Source organism: Acinetobacter sp. 12966, from assembly GCF_031196995.1.
GTDB classification, from domain to species: domain Bacteria; phylum Pseudomonadota; class Gammaproteobacteria; order Pseudomonadales; family Moraxellaceae; genus Acinetobacter; species Acinetobacter geminorum.
The window spans coordinates 22,695-39,001 of the sequence record NZ_JAVIMC010000065.1 but is presented as its reverse complement, the minus strand read 5'-3'; the positions used below and the strand labels follow the sequence as shown (position 1 = coordinate 39,001).

Annotated in this window: 15 protein-coding genes; 3 read left to right on the top strand and 12 right to left on the bottom strand. The window is 41.5% G+C overall.

Annotated features, from left to right (window positions below):
* Positions 1 to 24 precede the first annotated feature (24 nt).
* A complete protein-coding gene (locus tag RFW85_RS10000) occupies positions 25 to 471 on the bottom strand; it encodes a hypothetical protein (protein ID WP_170248889.1) in 447 nt (148 codons plus the stop codon).
* Positions 472 to 664: 193 nt separating this feature from the next.
* Here RFW85_RS10000 and RFW85_RS09995 point away from each other — a divergent pair, with 193 nt between their 5' ends.
* Entirely contained in the window at positions 665 to 1,810 is a 1,146-nt protein-coding gene (locus RFW85_RS09995; RefSeq protein ID WP_170248888.1) for an aldose epimerase family protein, read from the top strand.
* A 67-nt stretch (positions 1,811 to 1,877) separates the two neighbouring features.
* Here RFW85_RS09995 and RFW85_RS09990 read toward each other — a convergent pair whose 3' ends face one another.
* Positions 1,878 to 3,098 carry an MFS transporter gene (locus RFW85_RS09990; RefSeq protein ID WP_216076563.1) on the bottom strand — a complete coding sequence of 407 codons (1,221 nt, stop codon included), beginning with the start codon at positions 3,096 to 3,098 and terminating at the stop codon, positions 1,878 to 1,880.
* A gap of 106 nt (positions 3,099 to 3,204) precedes the next feature.
* On the opposite strand from RFW85_RS09990, the gene RFW85_RS09985 reads away from it, so the two are divergent.
* Entirely contained in the window at positions 3,205 to 3,993 is a 789-nt protein-coding gene (locus tag RFW85_RS09985; RefSeq protein WP_170248887.1) for a helix-turn-helix transcriptional regulator, read from the top strand.
* Here RFW85_RS09985 and RFW85_RS09980 read toward each other — a convergent pair.
* Both RFW85_RS09980 and def read right to left on the bottom strand, forming a co-directional pair.
* Positions 3,960 to 5,282 (bottom strand): glutaminase, encoded by a 1,323-nt coding sequence (locus RFW85_RS09980; RefSeq protein ID WP_068566367.1) that lies wholly within the window; start codon positions 5,280 to 5,282, stop codon positions 3,960 to 3,962. The genes RFW85_RS09985 and RFW85_RS09980 overlap by 34 nt on opposite strands.
* A gap of 178 nt (positions 5,283 to 5,460) precedes the next feature.
* On the bottom strand, positions 5,461 to 5,943 hold the full coding sequence (def, locus tag RFW85_RS09975; protein ID WP_170248886.1) for a peptide deformylase: 483 nt from the start codon (positions 5,941 to 5,943) through the stop codon (positions 5,461 to 5,463).
* A gap of 235 nt (positions 5,944 to 6,178) precedes the next feature.
* Between def and RFW85_RS09970 the strand changes: the two genes are divergently transcribed.
* Positions 6,179 to 7,477 (top strand): MFS transporter, encoded by a 1,299-nt coding sequence (locus RFW85_RS09970; protein WP_170248885.1) that lies wholly within the window; start codon positions 6,179 to 6,181, stop codon positions 7,475 to 7,477.
* Between the two features lie 62 nt (positions 7,478 to 7,539).
* Here the strand turns inward: RFW85_RS09970 and RFW85_RS09965 are convergent, their stop codons facing one another.
* The 8 genes from RFW85_RS09965 to RFW85_RS09930 form a co-directional block, all read right to left on the bottom strand.
* Positions 7,540 to 8,736, bottom strand: coding sequence for a hypothetical protein (locus RFW85_RS09965; protein WP_216076562.1), 1,197 nt, complete (start codon positions 8,734 to 8,736; stop codon positions 7,540 to 7,542).
* A 155-nt stretch (positions 8,737 to 8,891) separates the two neighbouring features.
* Positions 8,892 to 10,532: a thiamine pyrophosphate-binding protein gene (locus tag RFW85_RS09960; protein WP_170248884.1), complete on the bottom strand. Its 1,641-nt coding sequence runs from the start codon at positions 10,530 to 10,532 to the stop codon at positions 8,892 to 8,894.
* Between the two features lie 38 nt (positions 10,533 to 10,570).
* Complete coding sequence (locus RFW85_RS09955; RefSeq protein WP_005124539.1) at positions 10,571 to 12,037, bottom strand: aldehyde dehydrogenase; 1,467 nt, start codon at positions 12,035 to 12,037, stop codon at positions 10,571 to 10,573.
* Positions 12,038 to 12,050: 13 nt separating this feature from the next.
* The gene (locus RFW85_RS09950; RefSeq protein ID WP_057077353.1) at positions 12,051 to 12,842 is read right to left on the bottom strand and encodes an aspartate dehydrogenase; all 792 of its coding nucleotides are present in this window, start codon (positions 12,840 to 12,842) and stop codon (positions 12,051 to 12,053) included.
* A 15-nt stretch (positions 12,843 to 12,857) separates the two neighbouring features.
* Positions 12,858 to 13,652, bottom strand: coding sequence for an SDR family oxidoreductase (locus RFW85_RS09945; RefSeq protein ID WP_004703156.1), 795 nt, complete (start codon positions 13,650 to 13,652; stop codon positions 12,858 to 12,860).
* 15 nt (positions 13,653 to 13,667) lie between these two features.
* Positions 13,668 to 14,492 carry an alpha/beta fold hydrolase gene (locus RFW85_RS09940; protein ID WP_170248883.1) on the bottom strand — a complete coding sequence of 275 codons (825 nt, stop codon included), beginning with the start codon at positions 14,490 to 14,492 and terminating at the stop codon, positions 13,668 to 13,670.
* A 35-nt stretch (positions 14,493 to 14,527) separates the two neighbouring features.
* Positions 14,528 to 15,049, bottom strand: a complete 522-nt coding sequence (locus RFW85_RS09935) for a cupin domain-containing protein (protein WP_170248882.1) — start codon at positions 15,047 to 15,049, stop codon at positions 14,528 to 14,530.
* 23 nt (positions 15,050 to 15,072) lie between these two features.
* Positions 15,073 to 16,296 carry an MFS transporter gene (locus RFW85_RS09930; protein WP_005803015.1) on the bottom strand — a complete coding sequence of 408 codons (1,224 nt, stop codon included), beginning with the start codon at positions 16,294 to 16,296 and terminating at the stop codon, positions 15,073 to 15,075.
* Positions 16,297 to 16,307: the final 11 nt, after the last annotated feature.

Below are 16,307 nucleotides of genomic sequence, written 5' to 3'. Positions count from 1 at the left end.
GTTAGCGGATTGAGAAAGTAATTATTAAATGATTTGAATTTCCTTAACTCTTAAGTGATGCATCATCTCTCGAACAAATACAAAGTAGGTAAAAATATAAAGCTGATTTGGAGCCACTTGGTTTGTATAGTAACTTAAATGTTCAATAAAACCATTAAATCCATGCTCAAGCTCAGTACGGCTGATTTGCTTTTTAGCATTAAAAAATAACTGACTCAGTTGTGTCATAACAGCATCAGACGTAACAGCTACACCACTTATATTTAAATTTCTGAGGGGCTGCGACTCGATGATTTCTTCAATAAAATAAATCATCTTTTCAATCGCAAGCTCATCAATAACACCATTGCTAATACTTTTTGAATTAATAAAACCTAAGCCCTGCTCAAGGTGAAGGTGTTGGCTATCTAAATCAAACGAGAGACTATTTAGACCAAGCGAAAATTTTAAAACCGAGTCGGGATGAATCATAAAAATAGCTTACCGTTGAGTTTTACTCATAAGATTAATTTCTTTATAACCTTAAATTGTGCAAGTTTGTTCAATATTTAGAGTTAATGGCACTAAGCATCATTAACACTATCTATAATAAAAACCTCTTTAAAAAGATGAAAAATCAATCTTATATTCATCCAATCCTACGATTAAAAAATAGAGTATAAACATGAAAAATTTAGCAATTTTAGGTATTACGATTTATAGCTTTGCACAACTTACCAATGCAGCCACATTAAATGTAAAACCATATGGTACGACTCAAGACGGTCAAAAAGTTGATTTATACACCATGAGCAATAACAAAGGAGTCTCGGTATCTTTTATTAGCTTCGGTGGTGTAATTACACAGATTTTGACTCCCGATGCACAAGGCAAACAAAATAATATTGTTTTGGGCTTTGATGATCTAAAAGGTTATGAAGTCACTGATACCAAGGAAGGCATTCATTTTGGCGGATTAATTGGTCGTTATGCGAACCGTATTGGCAATGCTAAATTTAACTTAGATGGAAAAACGTATAACCTTGAAAAAAATAATGGGCCGAATTCATTACATAGCGGTAATCCCGGTTTTGATAAACGTGTTTGGCAAGTTAAGCCCCTCGTTTCTAAAGGTGAAACCGTTAAAGCTTCTCTTAAGTTAACCAGTCCAAATGGTGATCAAGGTTTTCCCGGAAAATTAGATGTAGAAGTGATCTACAGTCTTTCAGATCAAAATGAATTCCAGATCGAATATAAAGCCAAAACTGATCAACCGACAGTCGTCAACCTTACCAACCACAGTTATTTCAACTTATCAGGCGCTGGCAATAACCCTTATGGCGTGCTAGATCATGTAGTACAACTCAATGCAGACCGTATATTGGTAACCGATCAAAACTCTTTACCCACAGGTGAAATAGCTTCGGTTGCAGGTACACCTTTTGATTTTCGGACACCTAAAGCAATCGTAAAAGATATTCGAGCGAATAATCAGCAATTGGCCTATGGATATGGCTATGACCAAACTTGGGTAATTAATCAAAAGTCTCAAGGGAAACTCAATCTTGCAGCTATTGTGGTTGACCCAAAATCTAAACGAACCATGCAGGTTTTAACCACTGAACCAAGCGTTCAAATGTATACAGCCAATCATTTACTCGGAAATGTTACTGGTGCAAATGGCGTACTCTATCGACAAGCAGATGCGCTAGCATTAGAAACACAGCATTTTCCAGATAGCCCGAATCAATCAGCTTTCCCTTCTACACGTTTAAACCCAAATCAAACTTATAACAGTGTCACCGTATTTAAGTTTGGTGTTCAAAAATAATCTTTTCAATGAGGCTAGGTTCATATTACAAAGACTCTCAGCTAAATATGGCTGAGAGTCTTTTCATTTATTTTACTTTTGTGTTGGGTAAAAATGCAGTTGCAAAACCAAGTAATGGCAACAATGAACATAAACCAAATACCCATTCAATGCCGTTAATATCGGCTAAATGTCCTAACCCAGCTGCGGCAATACCACTTACCCCAAACATCAGACCAAACATTAAACCTGCAATCATACCCACACGGCCCGGAACAGCTTCTTGTGCGTAAACTACCATTGCAGCAAAAGCCGATGACAACACTAAACCTGCAATAATTGAGAAAACTGTTGTCCAAAATAGGTTTGCAAACGGCATCATTAATGCAAACGGCGCCATACCAACAAATGAAACCCATATCACAGCTTTACGGCCAATTTTGTCACCAATTGGGCCACCTGCAAATGTACCTAAAGCAACGGCTGCCAAAAAGGCAAACAAATGCAACTGAGCTGTTTGAATGCTGATATGGAACTTTTGAATTAAGTAAAAGGTAAAGTAGTTACTAATGCTAGCAATGTAGGTAAATTTAGCAAACATCAACACACTAATTGTGCTCAAAGCAATAATCAGCTTACGGCCATGCAATTTACTATGTGCTTGAGTTGCACGTGCAGCTACCTGATTTTTAGCATGACTCACAGTCCAACGGCTTACGCCAAATAAAACCCAAATCGCCAAAAGTGCAAATATCACTAAGCCGGCAACTGCATGCTGTCCAAATGGAACAATCAGTAAAGCTGCTAATAATGGACCAATGGCTGTCCCGGTGTTTCCGCCCACCTGAAAAGTCGACTGTGCTGTACCGAAGCGCCCACCCGATGCCATTCGTGCCACCCGCGAAGCCTCTGGATGAAAGGTTGCAGACCCAACCCCGATGAGGGCAGATGCACATAACAACACTGCAAAACTTGGTGAAAATGCTAACAAGATAATGCCGCAGAATGTGACAACCATTCCGAGTGGGAGAAGATATGGTTTTGGATATTTATCGGTATAAAGTCCAATCCAAGGCTGTAGCAGTGAACCTGTAATTTGATATACAAACGAGATCAGGCCAACTTGGGCAAAACTCAGTGAAAAGTTTGCTTTTAGCATTGGATAGATGGCTGGTAGCACTGCCTGAATTAAATCATTCAGTAAATGTGCGACTGCCACGGCGCCTACAATTTTAATAATCATTCCTTGAGGCTGATCATTTGCAACGGTATTGGCAATACCATCTTTCAATTGTATTGAAGACGTCATACCTGAAAAACTCCAATATTTTTAAATGAGAAGCTTATTGTAAATTGTCGCTTATAAAGTTATCTTCCAATAATCATCGTATAAGTGACAATTTTTAGGATAGTTTATGTCCGATTCTCTTATTCAGTCTGATTTATCTGAACTGGTGATTGGGCTATCTTCCGAGCATTCTTACCGAGAAATCACTCCTACCCATACGCATACACGTGCGCAGTTTTTATATGCGTCCACTGGCAACATTCAGGTGTTTACACCTAATCATGTGTGGATTGTGCCACCCATGTGTGCATTATGGATTCCAGCACATGTAGAGCACAGCGTGATTTCACTGAGTCACGTTAAGTTAAATACGGCGTTGGTTGAAATAAATGCAGCAGCTCTAATGGGACAACATTGCTTTATTATTCGAGTCAGTAACCTGTTACATGAACTTTTGATTCGTTTAAATGAAATTGAACGAGAGGACACTCCAAATACAGCAACCTCTCAAGAGCTTTCCCGTTCTTTACAAATTTTGATTTTTGAAGAAATCCATCGCGCTAATTTGTTGTCTATTCAGATTCCGTGGCCTAAAGACAAAAGACTCTTAAAAATTTGCCAAGAGTTATTACATACTCCTGACCATTCAAAAGATTTAACAGATTGGGCTGATGATATTGGTACGAGCTCTAGAACTTTAATGCGTATGTTCCAAAAAGAAACTGGGCTGTCTTATCGGGCATGGGTACAGCAAATGCATATTGCACTTGCCTTGAGTAAAATCGCGAATGGCGAATCTATTACCCAAATTTCAGAGTCACTGGGGTATACAAACCCCAGCGCATTCAGTGCAATGTTTAAGCGACATCTAGGAAAAACACCTCAGCAGTTTAGAAGTGCCGCGATGTCGCTATAAGTCTTTTTTTTAGTGCGGATCTCATGTTTTTCCAATAAATCATCGAAATCATGATAGACATGAAGTTCTCGATCTTTGGCGGTTCTGGCATGGTCTAAGCGCTGTTCAGGATCAACTAAAACAAGAGTATGACCATCATCAATCAGACGATCTACGCCTTCTAAAAACATACGTTTACCCACATCGTGGATAAGTGAAATCTGGGTTAAATCAATAACGATTGTGCTTTGATCAGTTGTCTCGTCTTGTAAAATACGCAACAACATTTCAGCTTCGGTAAATTTCAATACACCCCGAAGCACATATACACTTAATGATGCATCTTTTCCTGTACGGTAATGACTTTGTACAATGGTCTGGGCAGAAGGCGTACCTTCCATGAGATGTAATCCCATGTCACGAGATAATCGTTCTAAAATATCGATTCCTCGAACACTATGACCATGCTCATCTAGTCGAGGTGAAAAAGCAGCAATACTGACCTGACCCGGCAGCACACCCAAAATCCCCCCAGCTACACCGCTTTTAGCAGGAATACCTACAGTTGAAAGCCAGTCACCCGCAGCATCATACATACCACAGCTCATCATGACACTGAGGACTTGTCTAACTACAGATCGGTTTAATAGGCGTTTTCCAGTTCTAGGGTCGACCCCGCCATTGGCAAGTACACTACCCATACGTACCAAATCTTTAACTGTAACCATGATCGCACATTGTCGAATGTAACCATTCACAATATCAACAGGGTCAGTTTCCAAAATCCCCACTGTTCGCAACATATAACCGATCGAAAGATTACGGTAGGCTGTTTTGACTTCCGAATCATAAACAGACTCATCAAAACTTAATTCACGACCAGCAAGCTCGCTCATAAAACGGCGTAGAATTTCTGCGCTATGTAAACCATGCTTGACCTGAATCAAGGAATGTACAGTAATTGCGCCAGAGTTAATCATCGGGTTTTTCGGACGGCCATCTTTACCTAATGAAATTTCATTAAAGGCTTCTCCTGAAGGCTCTACCCCTACTTTAGCAAGTACTGCATCAATGCCAAGCTGTTGTAAAACATAGGCATATACAAATGGTTTTGAAATTGATTGTATGGTGAATTCAACATCATCATCGCCAACCGAATAAATTTCACCATCTACCGTAGACATTGCTAAAGCTAATCGATTTGGGTTTGCATTTGCCAACTCAGGAATATAATCGGCGAGATGACCGCTGTTATCGATGTCACAGGCTTCTATAACATTTGCCAAATATTCTGGGAGAGGGGTTTTCATGGTCAGTAACCTTAAATGAGGAGATTTACAACATCGCGCAAAATTTCAGCACAACCTGCTGATAATATTAAAATTATATCTTTTGTAATGATTTAAATATCACGATATAAGTATTCTAATTCCGATGAGTTATCCTTTTCAAGCTCATTATAGGTTTTTCAAAACTTTAAACTAAAGATTAGATTATTCTTTCTACAAATAAGATCCCATTTAAATGATCGACTTCATGTTGAACAATACGAGCAGGAAAACCATGGAAAATCGTTTCCACCGTCTCGCCCTGAAGTGTTAAATATTTAACCTTAACCATTTCTGCGCGTTCAACTTGCCCCCGCTCGTCTGGCACACTTAAGCAACCTTCTTCACCTAAACAAACTTCATCTGAGAACTCTAAAATCTCAGGATTCACCATGACCACTGCTTCCATTTCAGGTGCATCGGGATAACGTGGGTTTGGACGAGACGCCACAATAATGACGCGTTTAGAGATATACACTTGCGGCGCAGCAATTCCTACCCCATTACGCTCAAGCATTGTCGCATGCATAGCGTCAGCAAGCTGATAAAGCCAATTACTGTTTAACTCATTTGCCGACACAGGGGCCGCAGTCAGTTTCAAAATATCTTCACCACGCTTCGCGACAGGTAAAACTACACTCATCCTTTGACTCTCTCATTAAACTGGCTATAACAAGTTTTATTGTGTCGCTGAACGAAACAAAAGAAAAGCCATTCCTACATCTGTTTTTGTTTCATCTAAAGCGTTTTTTGTTTTAAAGCTTTTTTGATCTGAGCAGGTCCAATCGACGTTGGCATATAGAACAAATTTCCTCCATTTACTTTTACTTCACTTTTCCATTAATATCCAAGCTTCAATTACAACAATTAAGTAAAAAATGGATCAGGAATTAACTTTGCAGGACGCGAACTATCTTAATAAAGAAGATAAACGAACTCTTGCCCTTTCTTCATTGGGTGGAGCTTTAGAGTTTTACGATTTTGTGATTTATGTGTTTTACGCCAAAATCATTTCCGACCTCTTTTTCCCCAGCACACTTAGTCCGTTTTGGGCCATGCTCAATACTTACGGCATTTTTGCAGCAGGTTATTTTTTTAGGCCCTTAGGCGGGGTTGTCATGGCCCATTTTGGTGATTTGGTGGGGCGTAAAAAACTATTTTCGCTTTCTATTTTGCTGATGGCGCTGCCTACCCTGTTTATCGGGATTTTGCCCACTTTTGAAAATATTGGATATTTGGCACCGCTACTTTTATTGCTCATGCGTGTGGTGCAAGGGATTGCGATTGGGGGTGAAATTCCAGCTGCATGGACCTTTGTATCTGAACACGTGCCTGAAAGAAAAATCGGACTAGCAAATGGTTTATTAACTGCCGGACTGTCTTTAGGAATTTTACTAGGTGCGCTCATGTCTTTATGGATTTCACTTAATTTTAGTGAAAGACAAATCCATGACTGGGCATGGCGTATTCCTTTCATTGTGGGTGGTGTTTTTGGACTCGTTGCACTTTATTTAAGAACGTATTTGAAAGAAACCCCTGTGTTTAAAGCCATGCAGGCCCGTAAAGAAATTTCTAAAGAAATGCCTGTAAAACAAGTCTTAAAAACGCATAAAACAGCCGTTGCAATTGGCATGTTATTTACATGGTTTTTAACGGGATGTGTGGTGGTGGTGATTTTAGCCATGCCAAATTTGTTGATTGGTTCATTTGGCTTTGAGCGCGCACAGACTTTTGAAATGCAAAGTGCAGCCATTGTCATGCAAATGGTGGGCTGTATTTTGGCAGGCTATTTTGCTGACCGTTTTGGCTGTGGCAAAGTCATGATGTTTGGTGCACTTGCCGTGGCACTTACAGCGGCAGTTTTTTATAACAGTTTGGGGCACGCGGCACATTCAACCATTTTTGGTTTATATATGTTGTTGGGTCTATGCTCTGGTACTGTCGGCATGGTGTCGAGCAGTATGGTTAAAATGTTCCCAGCGCCTGTGCGTTTCTCGGGCATTTCATTTTCTTATAATTTATCGTATGCAATTGTTGGTGGTATGACCCTGCCTTTAGTGCATTGGCTCAGTCAATATAGTGATATTGGTGCGATGTATTATATTTTCGCGCTAACTATTTTGGCCTTTGTAACTGCCTTTGTGTTTTGGAATAAGTTTGAAAAAAACAGGTATTAAACGCTTTAACTTATTAAATAAAAAACCACGCCTATTACGTGGTTTTTTTAATGCTGCTTATTTTAGAAAGTAAACCCGATATTAAAGTTAATACGGTATAGCCATTTATCACTATTTGGTGAAGTTGCAGAGGTATACCCTGTTGAGTTGGTTGCCCCACCAATAATGTTAGAGTTTTTACCCCAGGTATAATCTGCCCAAACCATAAATGGTGAAGCAATAAACATCATCCCTGTGGTATTCATTTGCGAGTCTGACCAATCATCACGTTTTTTATCGAGATAACTATAATCATTATAAAACTTAATGGCTTTTAGCTTGCCCATATTGGTCACAGGCAACGTATAAGCAAGGTTTAAACTGGCAATGGTTCCTTCCGAAGCAATGAAATAAGCAGGTGTAAAACCATTATTGCCCATTAAAGTCATGTCACTATTTACACCATCCGGATTTTTAGCATCGTATTGATAATGAATGACCGAGCTTTGTAAATTAAAGCGTTTGTAGTTGTTTTCGGTATGCAAACCGACTGCATAATATTTACCGTCTTTATCGGTCACTTTGTTATGTAGCTGAGCGATTGCACCCGAGACACCAAACTCTTGCTTACCGAAATCAGTTTCTAACTTGCGCACAATGCGGGTATTAAACTGATGACGTTTTTCATTTTGATAGGCTTTTTGAGATGGAAATGCATTTCCTGCCAAGTCATCATAAGTTGCACTTTCTGGTGAATAACGCAAGTTAGTCTCTAACATTTGCGGGTAATAACCGAGTTTTACATCCCAATCTTTGTCGTGATAATTCCAGTTAATCCCTGGCGCAATATTGTTGCCATAACCTAAAAAGAATGGGATGTGGTAGGTCCAGCCATTTTGCGGATAGGGATAAATCGTAAATGGTTTATAAACCAAACCTGCTTCAATGCTGTTATTGGCATCTAAGTTATAGCCGACATATGCTTTTTCAATGGACGTTTTCTGTTGGTCTTGAAATAGATAGCTGGCGTTGATATAGGCATCATCAAACTTACCTTTAAGATCTACCCTAAAAATATCAAAATAGAGCTTACCGAAACCACGGTTTGGCCCTTCCCAATCTTCATAGCGTTGATTTAACCGAACCACCCCACCTAACTTTAATGAGTCGGTGCCGTCATCACTTTTCCATTCAAGCAATGAGTCTTTTGCAAATGCATTGACGCTTACCCCCAGCGTAAGCGGTGCAATGAATGCCATGATCAATGAAGTCTTTTTCATCTCTACATCCTTGATTGAGTTCCAGCGTCCTGCTGGAACTTTATTTGTTTTACCTGTAAAACTTCGTTTTTATTGTTTTTTAGACAAAAAAATTTATCTAAAAAAAGGATGGCTTAGCAGCTCCCATCGCATATGTACTAAACCATCCAAACTGGTTAATACAGTTTCTTTTGCGGTGGACCCGCGAAGTTTAATGGTCCAATCGAGTTCATATCGAGCTCAATCACAGTTGGCCCTTCAAATGCAACCGCCTCTTGAATGACAGTTTTAAACTCATCTGCACTACCGACTTTCCAGCTTTTCACACCCATTGATTCGCCAAGAAGTTTGTAGTCTGGCGTATGCAATTCATTGAAATACTGACGACCACCAAAGTAGTTATTTTGAATGCCACGCATTACGCCATAACCACCGTCATTCATAATCATTAAGACCATGTTGGTGTTTTCTTGCACCATAGTTGCAATTTCACCAATACCCAGCATTAAGCCGCCATCGCCGACTAAACCAATTACTTTTTTGTCAGGGTTAGCAACCGAAGCACCAATTGCTGTTGCAAGACCTAAACCAATTGCACCCGCGAGTGAGTGGATGTTTTGGTTTGGTGCTTGTACAGGGAATAAACGACTGCCCCATGTACTACCCGACATGGTGATGTCACGTACAAAAATACCGTCTTGAGGTAAAGCTGCACGCAAGTGATCACAAATTAAAGCGTATTGGTCGATTTGTTTACGCAGCGCATCAATTGCAGCCTGTTTAGCCGCTACTACAGCAGCATCGTAATCAGCATCGATTTTTGAAGTTCCTTGAAGCTGTTCTAACACACGTGTTAAGACATCTTTGGCATCACCACAAATGAAGTTGCTGATTTTGTAATTACGTTGCTGAGCCACTGGGTTGGCATCTACCTGAATAATGTTTTCAGGGAACTCAACCGAATAAGTTTTTGTTTCATTACTACGTAAACGAGAACCCACTACCACCATCAAGTCAGCATCTTTTAATAACTGCTCAACACCTGCTGAGTTATGGAAAGCACCCAAACTACGTGGATGATCATCTGCCAACACCCCACGAGCATGAGTCGATGAAACAACCGGAATACCTGAATCTGCAATTGCTTTCACTTCTGCAACGCTATTTAAAGTTCCACCGCCAATCCAGAAAATCGGACGTTTTGCTTTTTTGATTTCACTGACAAGATGGTCAATTTCAGCTTGCTCTGCCTGTGGTAACTCAAGTGCTTTGACTGGCCCTAAGTTAAGTGGCAAATCAATTTCGGCTGCTTGTACATCAATTGGTAGCTCAACACTTACTGGCCCCATTGGAACTGTAGTTGCAACACGGATGGCTTCACGTATTACACCAATAGCATTGTCTGGGCTGGTAATACGGAACGCTGCTTTGCTTGATGCGCGCAAGAATGTAAGTTGGTCTTTAGTTTCATGGATGAAACTTGCATCACGGTCGAGATATTCACGCTCAACTTGACCTGTTAAATGCAATACAGGGCTACCCGCATTCATTGCTTCAATCAGTGAACCCACTGCATTACCAGCGCCAGCACCCGTACTGGTTAACGCTACACCTAGGCCTTTAAAGCGTGAGTGTGCATCTGCCATAGTAACCGCACCCGCTTCACCACGAGCTGCGACAAAGCGCATTTTTTCACGGCGCCCTACTGCATCGGCAATAGGTAAATTGTGGATGGAAATAACACCATAAATACTATCAACTTGGTGCGCTTCTAAAACTCTTGCGATTGCTTCGCCTACATTTACACGTTCAGTCATGTCTATTCCTCAAAATTTGTTTTCAGTCCTTGAATTTATTAATCGCACCAAGGGTTAGGCTGTTCATTCAGCCCCATATAAATACTCTTTTGTTGCATGTACGATAAAATGCCCAAACGGCCTTTTTCGCGTCCGATTCCACTGTCTTTAAAGCCACCAAACGGCGCACTAATCGAGAATTTTTTGTAGGTATTAATCCATACCGTTCCCACTTCTAAGGCACGTGCAATACGCCAAGCTTTGCGATAGCTTTCAGTCCAGATACCTGCAGCAAGGCCAAAACAACTGTCATTGGCTTGGGCAATTAAATCTTGCTCGTTGTCATATTTCATAACGACTAAAACAGGGCCAAAAATTTCTTCCTGACAGGTTTGAGCACTGTTATTTAAGCCCGTAATAATGGTCGGTAAGTAATAGCTTCCTTTGGCATAGTCACCAGTCGTAAGCGCTTCACCACCAATTAGAACTTGACCACCTTCGCTTTTAGCAAGCTGCACATAGCGGTCAACTGACTGCAAATGTTTGTCATTGACCAGTGGCCCTAAATGCACACCCGCTTGTTCCGGATGGCCCACACGTAAGCCTTTGGTAATTTCAACCAAACGCGTTAAAAACTGATCGTAAAGACTGCTATGAATAAACAAGCGAGAACCTGCGATACACGCTTGGCCTGCCGAGCTAAAAATACCGTACGCGACACCTTTAGCTGCCAGTTCGACATCTGCATCTGGCAAAACGATAGTTGGTGACTTACCACCTAACTCAAGCGAAGTAGTAATCAGTTTATCTGCGGCAATGTGTGCCAAATGACGCCCCGTGGTTGTTCCACCTGTAAAAGAAATTTTACGAACCAAGGGATGTTGAGCAATGGCATCACCAATCACAGAACCACGCCCCACTAACACACTGAGTAAGCCTTTTGGTAAACCTGCTTCTTCAAAAATTTTGGCAAGCTCTAAAGCAATCAGTGAAGTTGCTTCTGCTGGTTTTAAAACCACGGCATTTCCTGCTGCCAAAGCTGGAGCAAGCTTTTGAACTTCACTCGCAATTGGAGAGTTCCAAGGGGTAATAGCTGCCACAACGCCCACAGGTTCATGCACACTCATGGTCATAAAATCTGGAGCACGTTGAGTAGTGAGCTCATCATTCAACGTTTCACATGCTGCTGCAACATAACGTGCAGTCGCCGCCGCGCTCATCACCAAACCGCGAGTTTCGGTTAAAGGCTTACCATTATCGCGGGTTTGTAATTTCGCTAATTCGTCTACACGCGCTTCAATAATGTCTGCAACTTTGTAGAGAATACGTGCGCGCTCATGCGGCAAACTGTTTCTCCAGCTCGGTTGACGCCAAGCCTGATCCGCTTTTTCAATTGCTTCATTTACATCTTCAAGCGTTGCTGTTGAAAGCTCAGCGTTTACCGACTGATCTGCCGGAAACAGGCTTTGAATGACTGCACCACGGCCTAATCGCCATTCACCTGCAATATAAATTTCCTTTGCCATGATCAAATCCTTCTTAAATCTGTATTGCTTCTACACTGTTGCGACAAGCACGAATCACGCTAAGCGCAGCCAAAGTTGATGTTTTCGGGTTACTTGGTAACGGCACGCCCACCAGTTCAATAGTCATTTGCCCAAAGCCACCTTCTGCCACAATGGTGTGTTTGTTTTTGTTGATGGTTGGATCAACAGTTAACTCAACCATGGTTTCATCCATACCAAGTCCTGCAAGTGCAATGGTTGCTGCAACGTTGGCATTCGCTGGAAATTTCATGGCAGCTTCACGCGCAGTTCCTGTGAAAAAAACTGTAGCTTCAGCAACATGGTCTAGATCGACCAATTGCTCTGCATAACTACCTTTCCAACTTTTTGGACTTTTGCAGCCTTTGTAAGTGACTTTTTGCAAACCACCTTCTTTGGCCGCAGAAATACCGTCAATGCCTGCGATAGCCCCTGCAAGTAAATGCAGATGGGCATCATTTTTTTCGGCAGTTTGTTTAAGCTGAATTAAAAACTCGTTATCAGCCAAAGTACCCACCGAAATCAGACCAATGGTCCAGCCTTTCGCTAAAACTTTTTGAGCATGCTCTTTTACTGCTGCTTGACCTGCCACCTCAATGACATAGTCTGGGGTACCATCACATTGCTCAATATCTGAAATTACTTGAATGTCAGAAGAGACTTGTGACTGCACTTTTTCAATGCTGCGAGATGGCACGACAATCCACTTGAGTTGCAGATCTTGAGGCAAGTGGGCATACACTTCTGCTGCCATTGCGCCAAAACCAATCATCATCAACTTTTTCATGACAGCACCTAATATTTATAAATGTTTGTTAAAACCACCTGAGACATCTATTGCCGAACCTGTGGTGTAAGATGCCAATGGTGATGCCAAGAAAACTAAAGCACGTGCAGGCTCTTCTGGACGGCCTAAACGCTGCATAGGAATGCCACGATTTTTTGCGATATTGCCTGTCCATTCTTCCCATGACAGATTTAAATCTGAACGGGTTTCATAACGGCGTTTCCACTGCGCAGATTCCACCATTCCGAGTAAAATCGAGTTCACACGAACACCATATTGAGTAAACTCATGAGCCAACGAATGGGTTAAGTTCAACAGTGCAGCGCGTGCAGATGAAGTCGCAATCATGTGCGGTTCCGGTTGTAGTGCCAGTAACGAGTTCACATTGGTAATTGAGGCATTTGCCGACTGTTTTAAGTCGTCAAGAAAAGCCCGTACCGGATGTAAAACACTGAAATATTTCAGCTCGATTTCTTTCATCCAGTCTTCATCTTGTGTGTTTTCAAAATTTGAAACACGGCCTTGCCCAGCATTATTAATGAGCATGTCCACATTGCCCAAATTGAGTTTGACGTCTTTGGCAAATTGCTGAACTTCTTCTTTTTTCAACACATTACATGCTTTGGTAAAAATATTGGCATGTGGAAATTTTTCTAAAATATAGTGCTTAGAAGCATTTAAACGTTCTTCATCGCGACCACACCAAGCAACTTTTGCACCCTCTGCAACTAGTATTTCAACAGCAGCCAGCCCAATCCCAGATGAGCCACCGGTAACAACTGCAACTTTTCCTTCAACTTGGAAGCTCATAATCCTTAATCTCTCTTACGATTGTTCCTGAATCGTCAACATAATTTGGTTAAATGCTTGCGGTTGGTCGACATAACTTAAATGTCCTGCATCCTCTATGACGAAGCGCTGTTCCAACTGCAATTCCTGAGCAAGCTCTTGTATACCTAACGCAGGAGTGATTTGATCTTGCTGCCCTGCAATGACTGTGCATGGGACTTTTAAATTGGTTAAGTAATTACGTATTTCGTCATATGCCAGTAAGTACGATGCATGGGTGAAACCTTTTAGGGTCAACTGCTGCATCACCTCTGAAACTAAAGCTAAGGCTTGTGGTTCTTGTTTATAAATCAAATGAGGTCCACGGCTTTCGGCCATTCCTTTAGCACCGAGTTCTTTCAACATTTTTGGTCTTTTTTCAAAAACCTGAATTTGTGTTTGCTCATCGTGGCGTTGGTAGCCTTGAGCTAAGTTAGCAACAACCAAGTGTTCCACTCGCTCTGGGTAAAGTGCAGCAAATGCACTGGCCTGTAAGGCACCTAATGAGTGTCCGACCACAATTGCTTTTTCAATTTTTAAAACATCAAACAATGCTGCCAAACGCTTTGCGTAATCAGTAGCATTGGGCTGATCAGTTAAAAGTTCATCTGATTTGCCATAGCCCGGTGCGTCCCAGGCAATGACATGAAAATGATGAGACAGCACTTCAAGTTGGTTTACCCATGAAGCAGAACCTGAACTAATGCCATGCAACAGTACAAGGTACTCACCCTGACCGGCTTCCCGATAGGCTTGCTGCTGGCCTTGAACAGTAACGGTTTTCACCGGAAATTCTGCTAACTTTTCAATGAGTGTCATCATTTTCAATTCTTTCCTTCATTCACTTCATCAAACAATTAACGTTTGATTTGAGACAATGGATGCTCTGGTGGATAGTTCGGAATGGTTGGTTTACCTGTTCCTAACATCACACACATCAAGGCATCTTCTTGACCTGGGTTAAATAGACCACGGTAAATACCCGGTGGAATTGAAATCAGGTCACGCTCTTTTAAACGGGTCTGGAATTTCTCGCCGTTATGCTCAATAAACAAATCAATTTCGCCGCGAAGCATAAAGAACACTTCTTCAACATCGTGGTGAATGTGCAAAGGACCTTCACACTGTGGTGGTAGAACCATGGTTGAAAACGTGAAGTTTTCTGCTGGTACAGTGTTACCGTCATTTGCAACACCTGTTGCACCCGTGCCCATGTAACGCATTTGTGCACGGCGATATTTCGGGTCGTAATCTGCTTGGAACTTCAAAGCATCAAAGTCATATTTACGTGTCTCAAAGCGAGCAATACGTGTGTTTAACCAATCTTCTAAAGAAGCACCCTCTGGTTGTGCCCACGATTCGAATTGTTGTGTAGTCATTTTTTAAACTCCTATACAGTGAATTAATAACGTTTTAAAAGAGGAACCAAGAACAACGACCCGATGACAGCGACAGCAGCCAAGAAGGTAATTCCTAAATTAAAACTGTGTGTTTGCATCACGATGTAACCGATAAGAACAGGCGCAATTGCACTTGCAAAATTACCTAAGCCGTTAAATATTCCACCCGCAGTCGCCCCTACATTTGAGGTCGTGACTCTTGCAAGCAGAGCAAATACAGCTGCTACTCCAAAACCCCATGCCATAGCACTTAAAGACATGGCAGCAATAATCAATAATGGCTCAGTCATAATGACCATCACATACATGAAGATGCCCGCGAGTAATAAACCGCTAAATACTTGAATTGCGCGGCGGCCTAACTTGTCAGATAAAAACGCACCGATAATTTCGCCAATTAACATGGCAATGAATGGAAAACTTGAATACATCCCAAACTCTTTGAGATTGAATCCTTTGTCTTGCATTAAGTAAGAAGGAACCCAGCTGTTTAAGCCCCACAAATACGTCATCAACGCAATGTTAAAGAGACAAACCAGCCAGAATGCGCTGTTGCTGAGCAGCAATTTAGTATTGGCAATGTGACCTTTGAAATTAGTGCGTTTACTCTCGCCCTCAATTTCGACAGTTTTCTTGAGCTGCAAGTTACGCAGACCAAAAACAATGCTAAAAATGGCAATCAGGGTTAGCGCAGCCATCACAAAAAAAGTGGTGTGCCAGTCGTGGTGAGCTAAAACATTTGCAGTGATCGGGAACCCAAGGAATGCACCTATCGGTGTTCCAAGTAAGAACATGGTAGAAGCACGTGCCTGCTGACGGTCCGTATAAGTCTGCTTAACAATGGTGTATGCCAAGGCAAATAACGGGCCTTCTGCTAAACCAAGCAGTACACGTAAAACCAGCATGCCTGAATAACTAGTGGTGAACCCCATACAGAACATGAGTACGCCCCACGACGTTACGCTCCAGAACAGCATTTTCTTTGGGTTAAAGATGTCACCCAAAAAGCTCAGAAAGACTGATGAAAAACCATAAGCAAGTAAGAAACTTGTCATGAGCCATCCGAGCTTGGCCTTATCTTCAGCAATTCCCATTGCACTTTGAAAATGAGGATCTGAAAATAAAACCGCAATACTAATCTTGTCGAAAAACGCCAGTACCACACACACCATAAGGACAAAAGCAGGTACCCAATGCTTCAATCCACTTTTTTCTTCATTACTCATGTGTCATTCCT

Coding starts and splice junctions, on each gene's coding strand:
- RFW85_RS09990 (WP_216076563.1), bottom strand. CDS start 3,098: ATGACGTCTTCAATACAATTGAAAGATGGTATTGCCAATACCGTTGCA.
- RFW85_RS09940 (WP_170248883.1), bottom strand. CDS start 14,492: ATGATGACACTCATTGAAAAGTTAGCAGAATTTCCGGTGAAAACCGTT.
- RFW85_RS09935 (WP_170248882.1), bottom strand. CDS start 15,049: ATGACTACACAACAATTCGAATCGTGGGCACAACCAGAGGGTGCTTCT.
- RFW85_RS09995 (WP_170248888.1), top strand. CDS start 665: ATGAAAAATTTAGCAATTTTAGGTATTACGATTTATAGCTTTGCACAA.
- RFW85_RS09960 (WP_170248884.1), bottom strand. CDS start 10,532: ATGACTGAACGTGTAAATGTAGGCGAAGCAATCGCAAGAGTTTTAGAA.
- RFW85_RS09950 (WP_057077353.1), bottom strand. CDS start 12,842: ATGAAAAAGTTGATGATGATTGGTTTTGGCGCAATGGCAGCAGAAGTG.
- RFW85_RS10000 (WP_170248889.1), bottom strand. CDS start 471: ATGATTCATCCCGACTCGGTTTTAAAATTTTCGCTTGGTCTAAATAGT.
- RFW85_RS09980 (WP_068566367.1), bottom strand. CDS start 5,282: ATGAAAACCCCTCTCCCAGAATATTTGGCAAATGTTATAGAAGCCTGT.
- RFW85_RS09970 (WP_170248885.1), top strand. CDS start 6,179: ATGGATCAGGAATTAACTTTGCAGGACGCGAACTATCTTAATAAAGAA.
- RFW85_RS09965 (WP_216076562.1), bottom strand. CDS start 8,736: ATGAAAAAGACTTCATTGATCATGGCATTCATTGCACCGCTTACGCTG.
- RFW85_RS09955 (WP_005124539.1), bottom strand. CDS start 12,037: ATGGCAAAGGAAATTTATATTGCAGGTGAATGGCGATTAGGCCGTGGT.
- RFW85_RS09945 (WP_004703156.1), bottom strand. CDS start 13,652: ATGAGCTTCCAAGTTGAAGGAAAAGTTGCAGTTGTTACCGGTGGCTCA.
- def (WP_170248886.1), bottom strand. CDS start 5,943: ATGAGTGTAGTTTTACCTGTCGCGAAGCGTGGTGAAGATATTTTGAAA.
- RFW85_RS09930 (WP_005803015.1), bottom strand. CDS start 16,296: ATGAGTAATGAAGAAAAAAGTGGATTGAAGCATTGGGTACCTGCTTTT.
- RFW85_RS09985 (WP_170248887.1), top strand. CDS start 3,205: ATGTCCGATTCTCTTATTCAGTCTGATTTATCTGAACTGGTGATTGGG.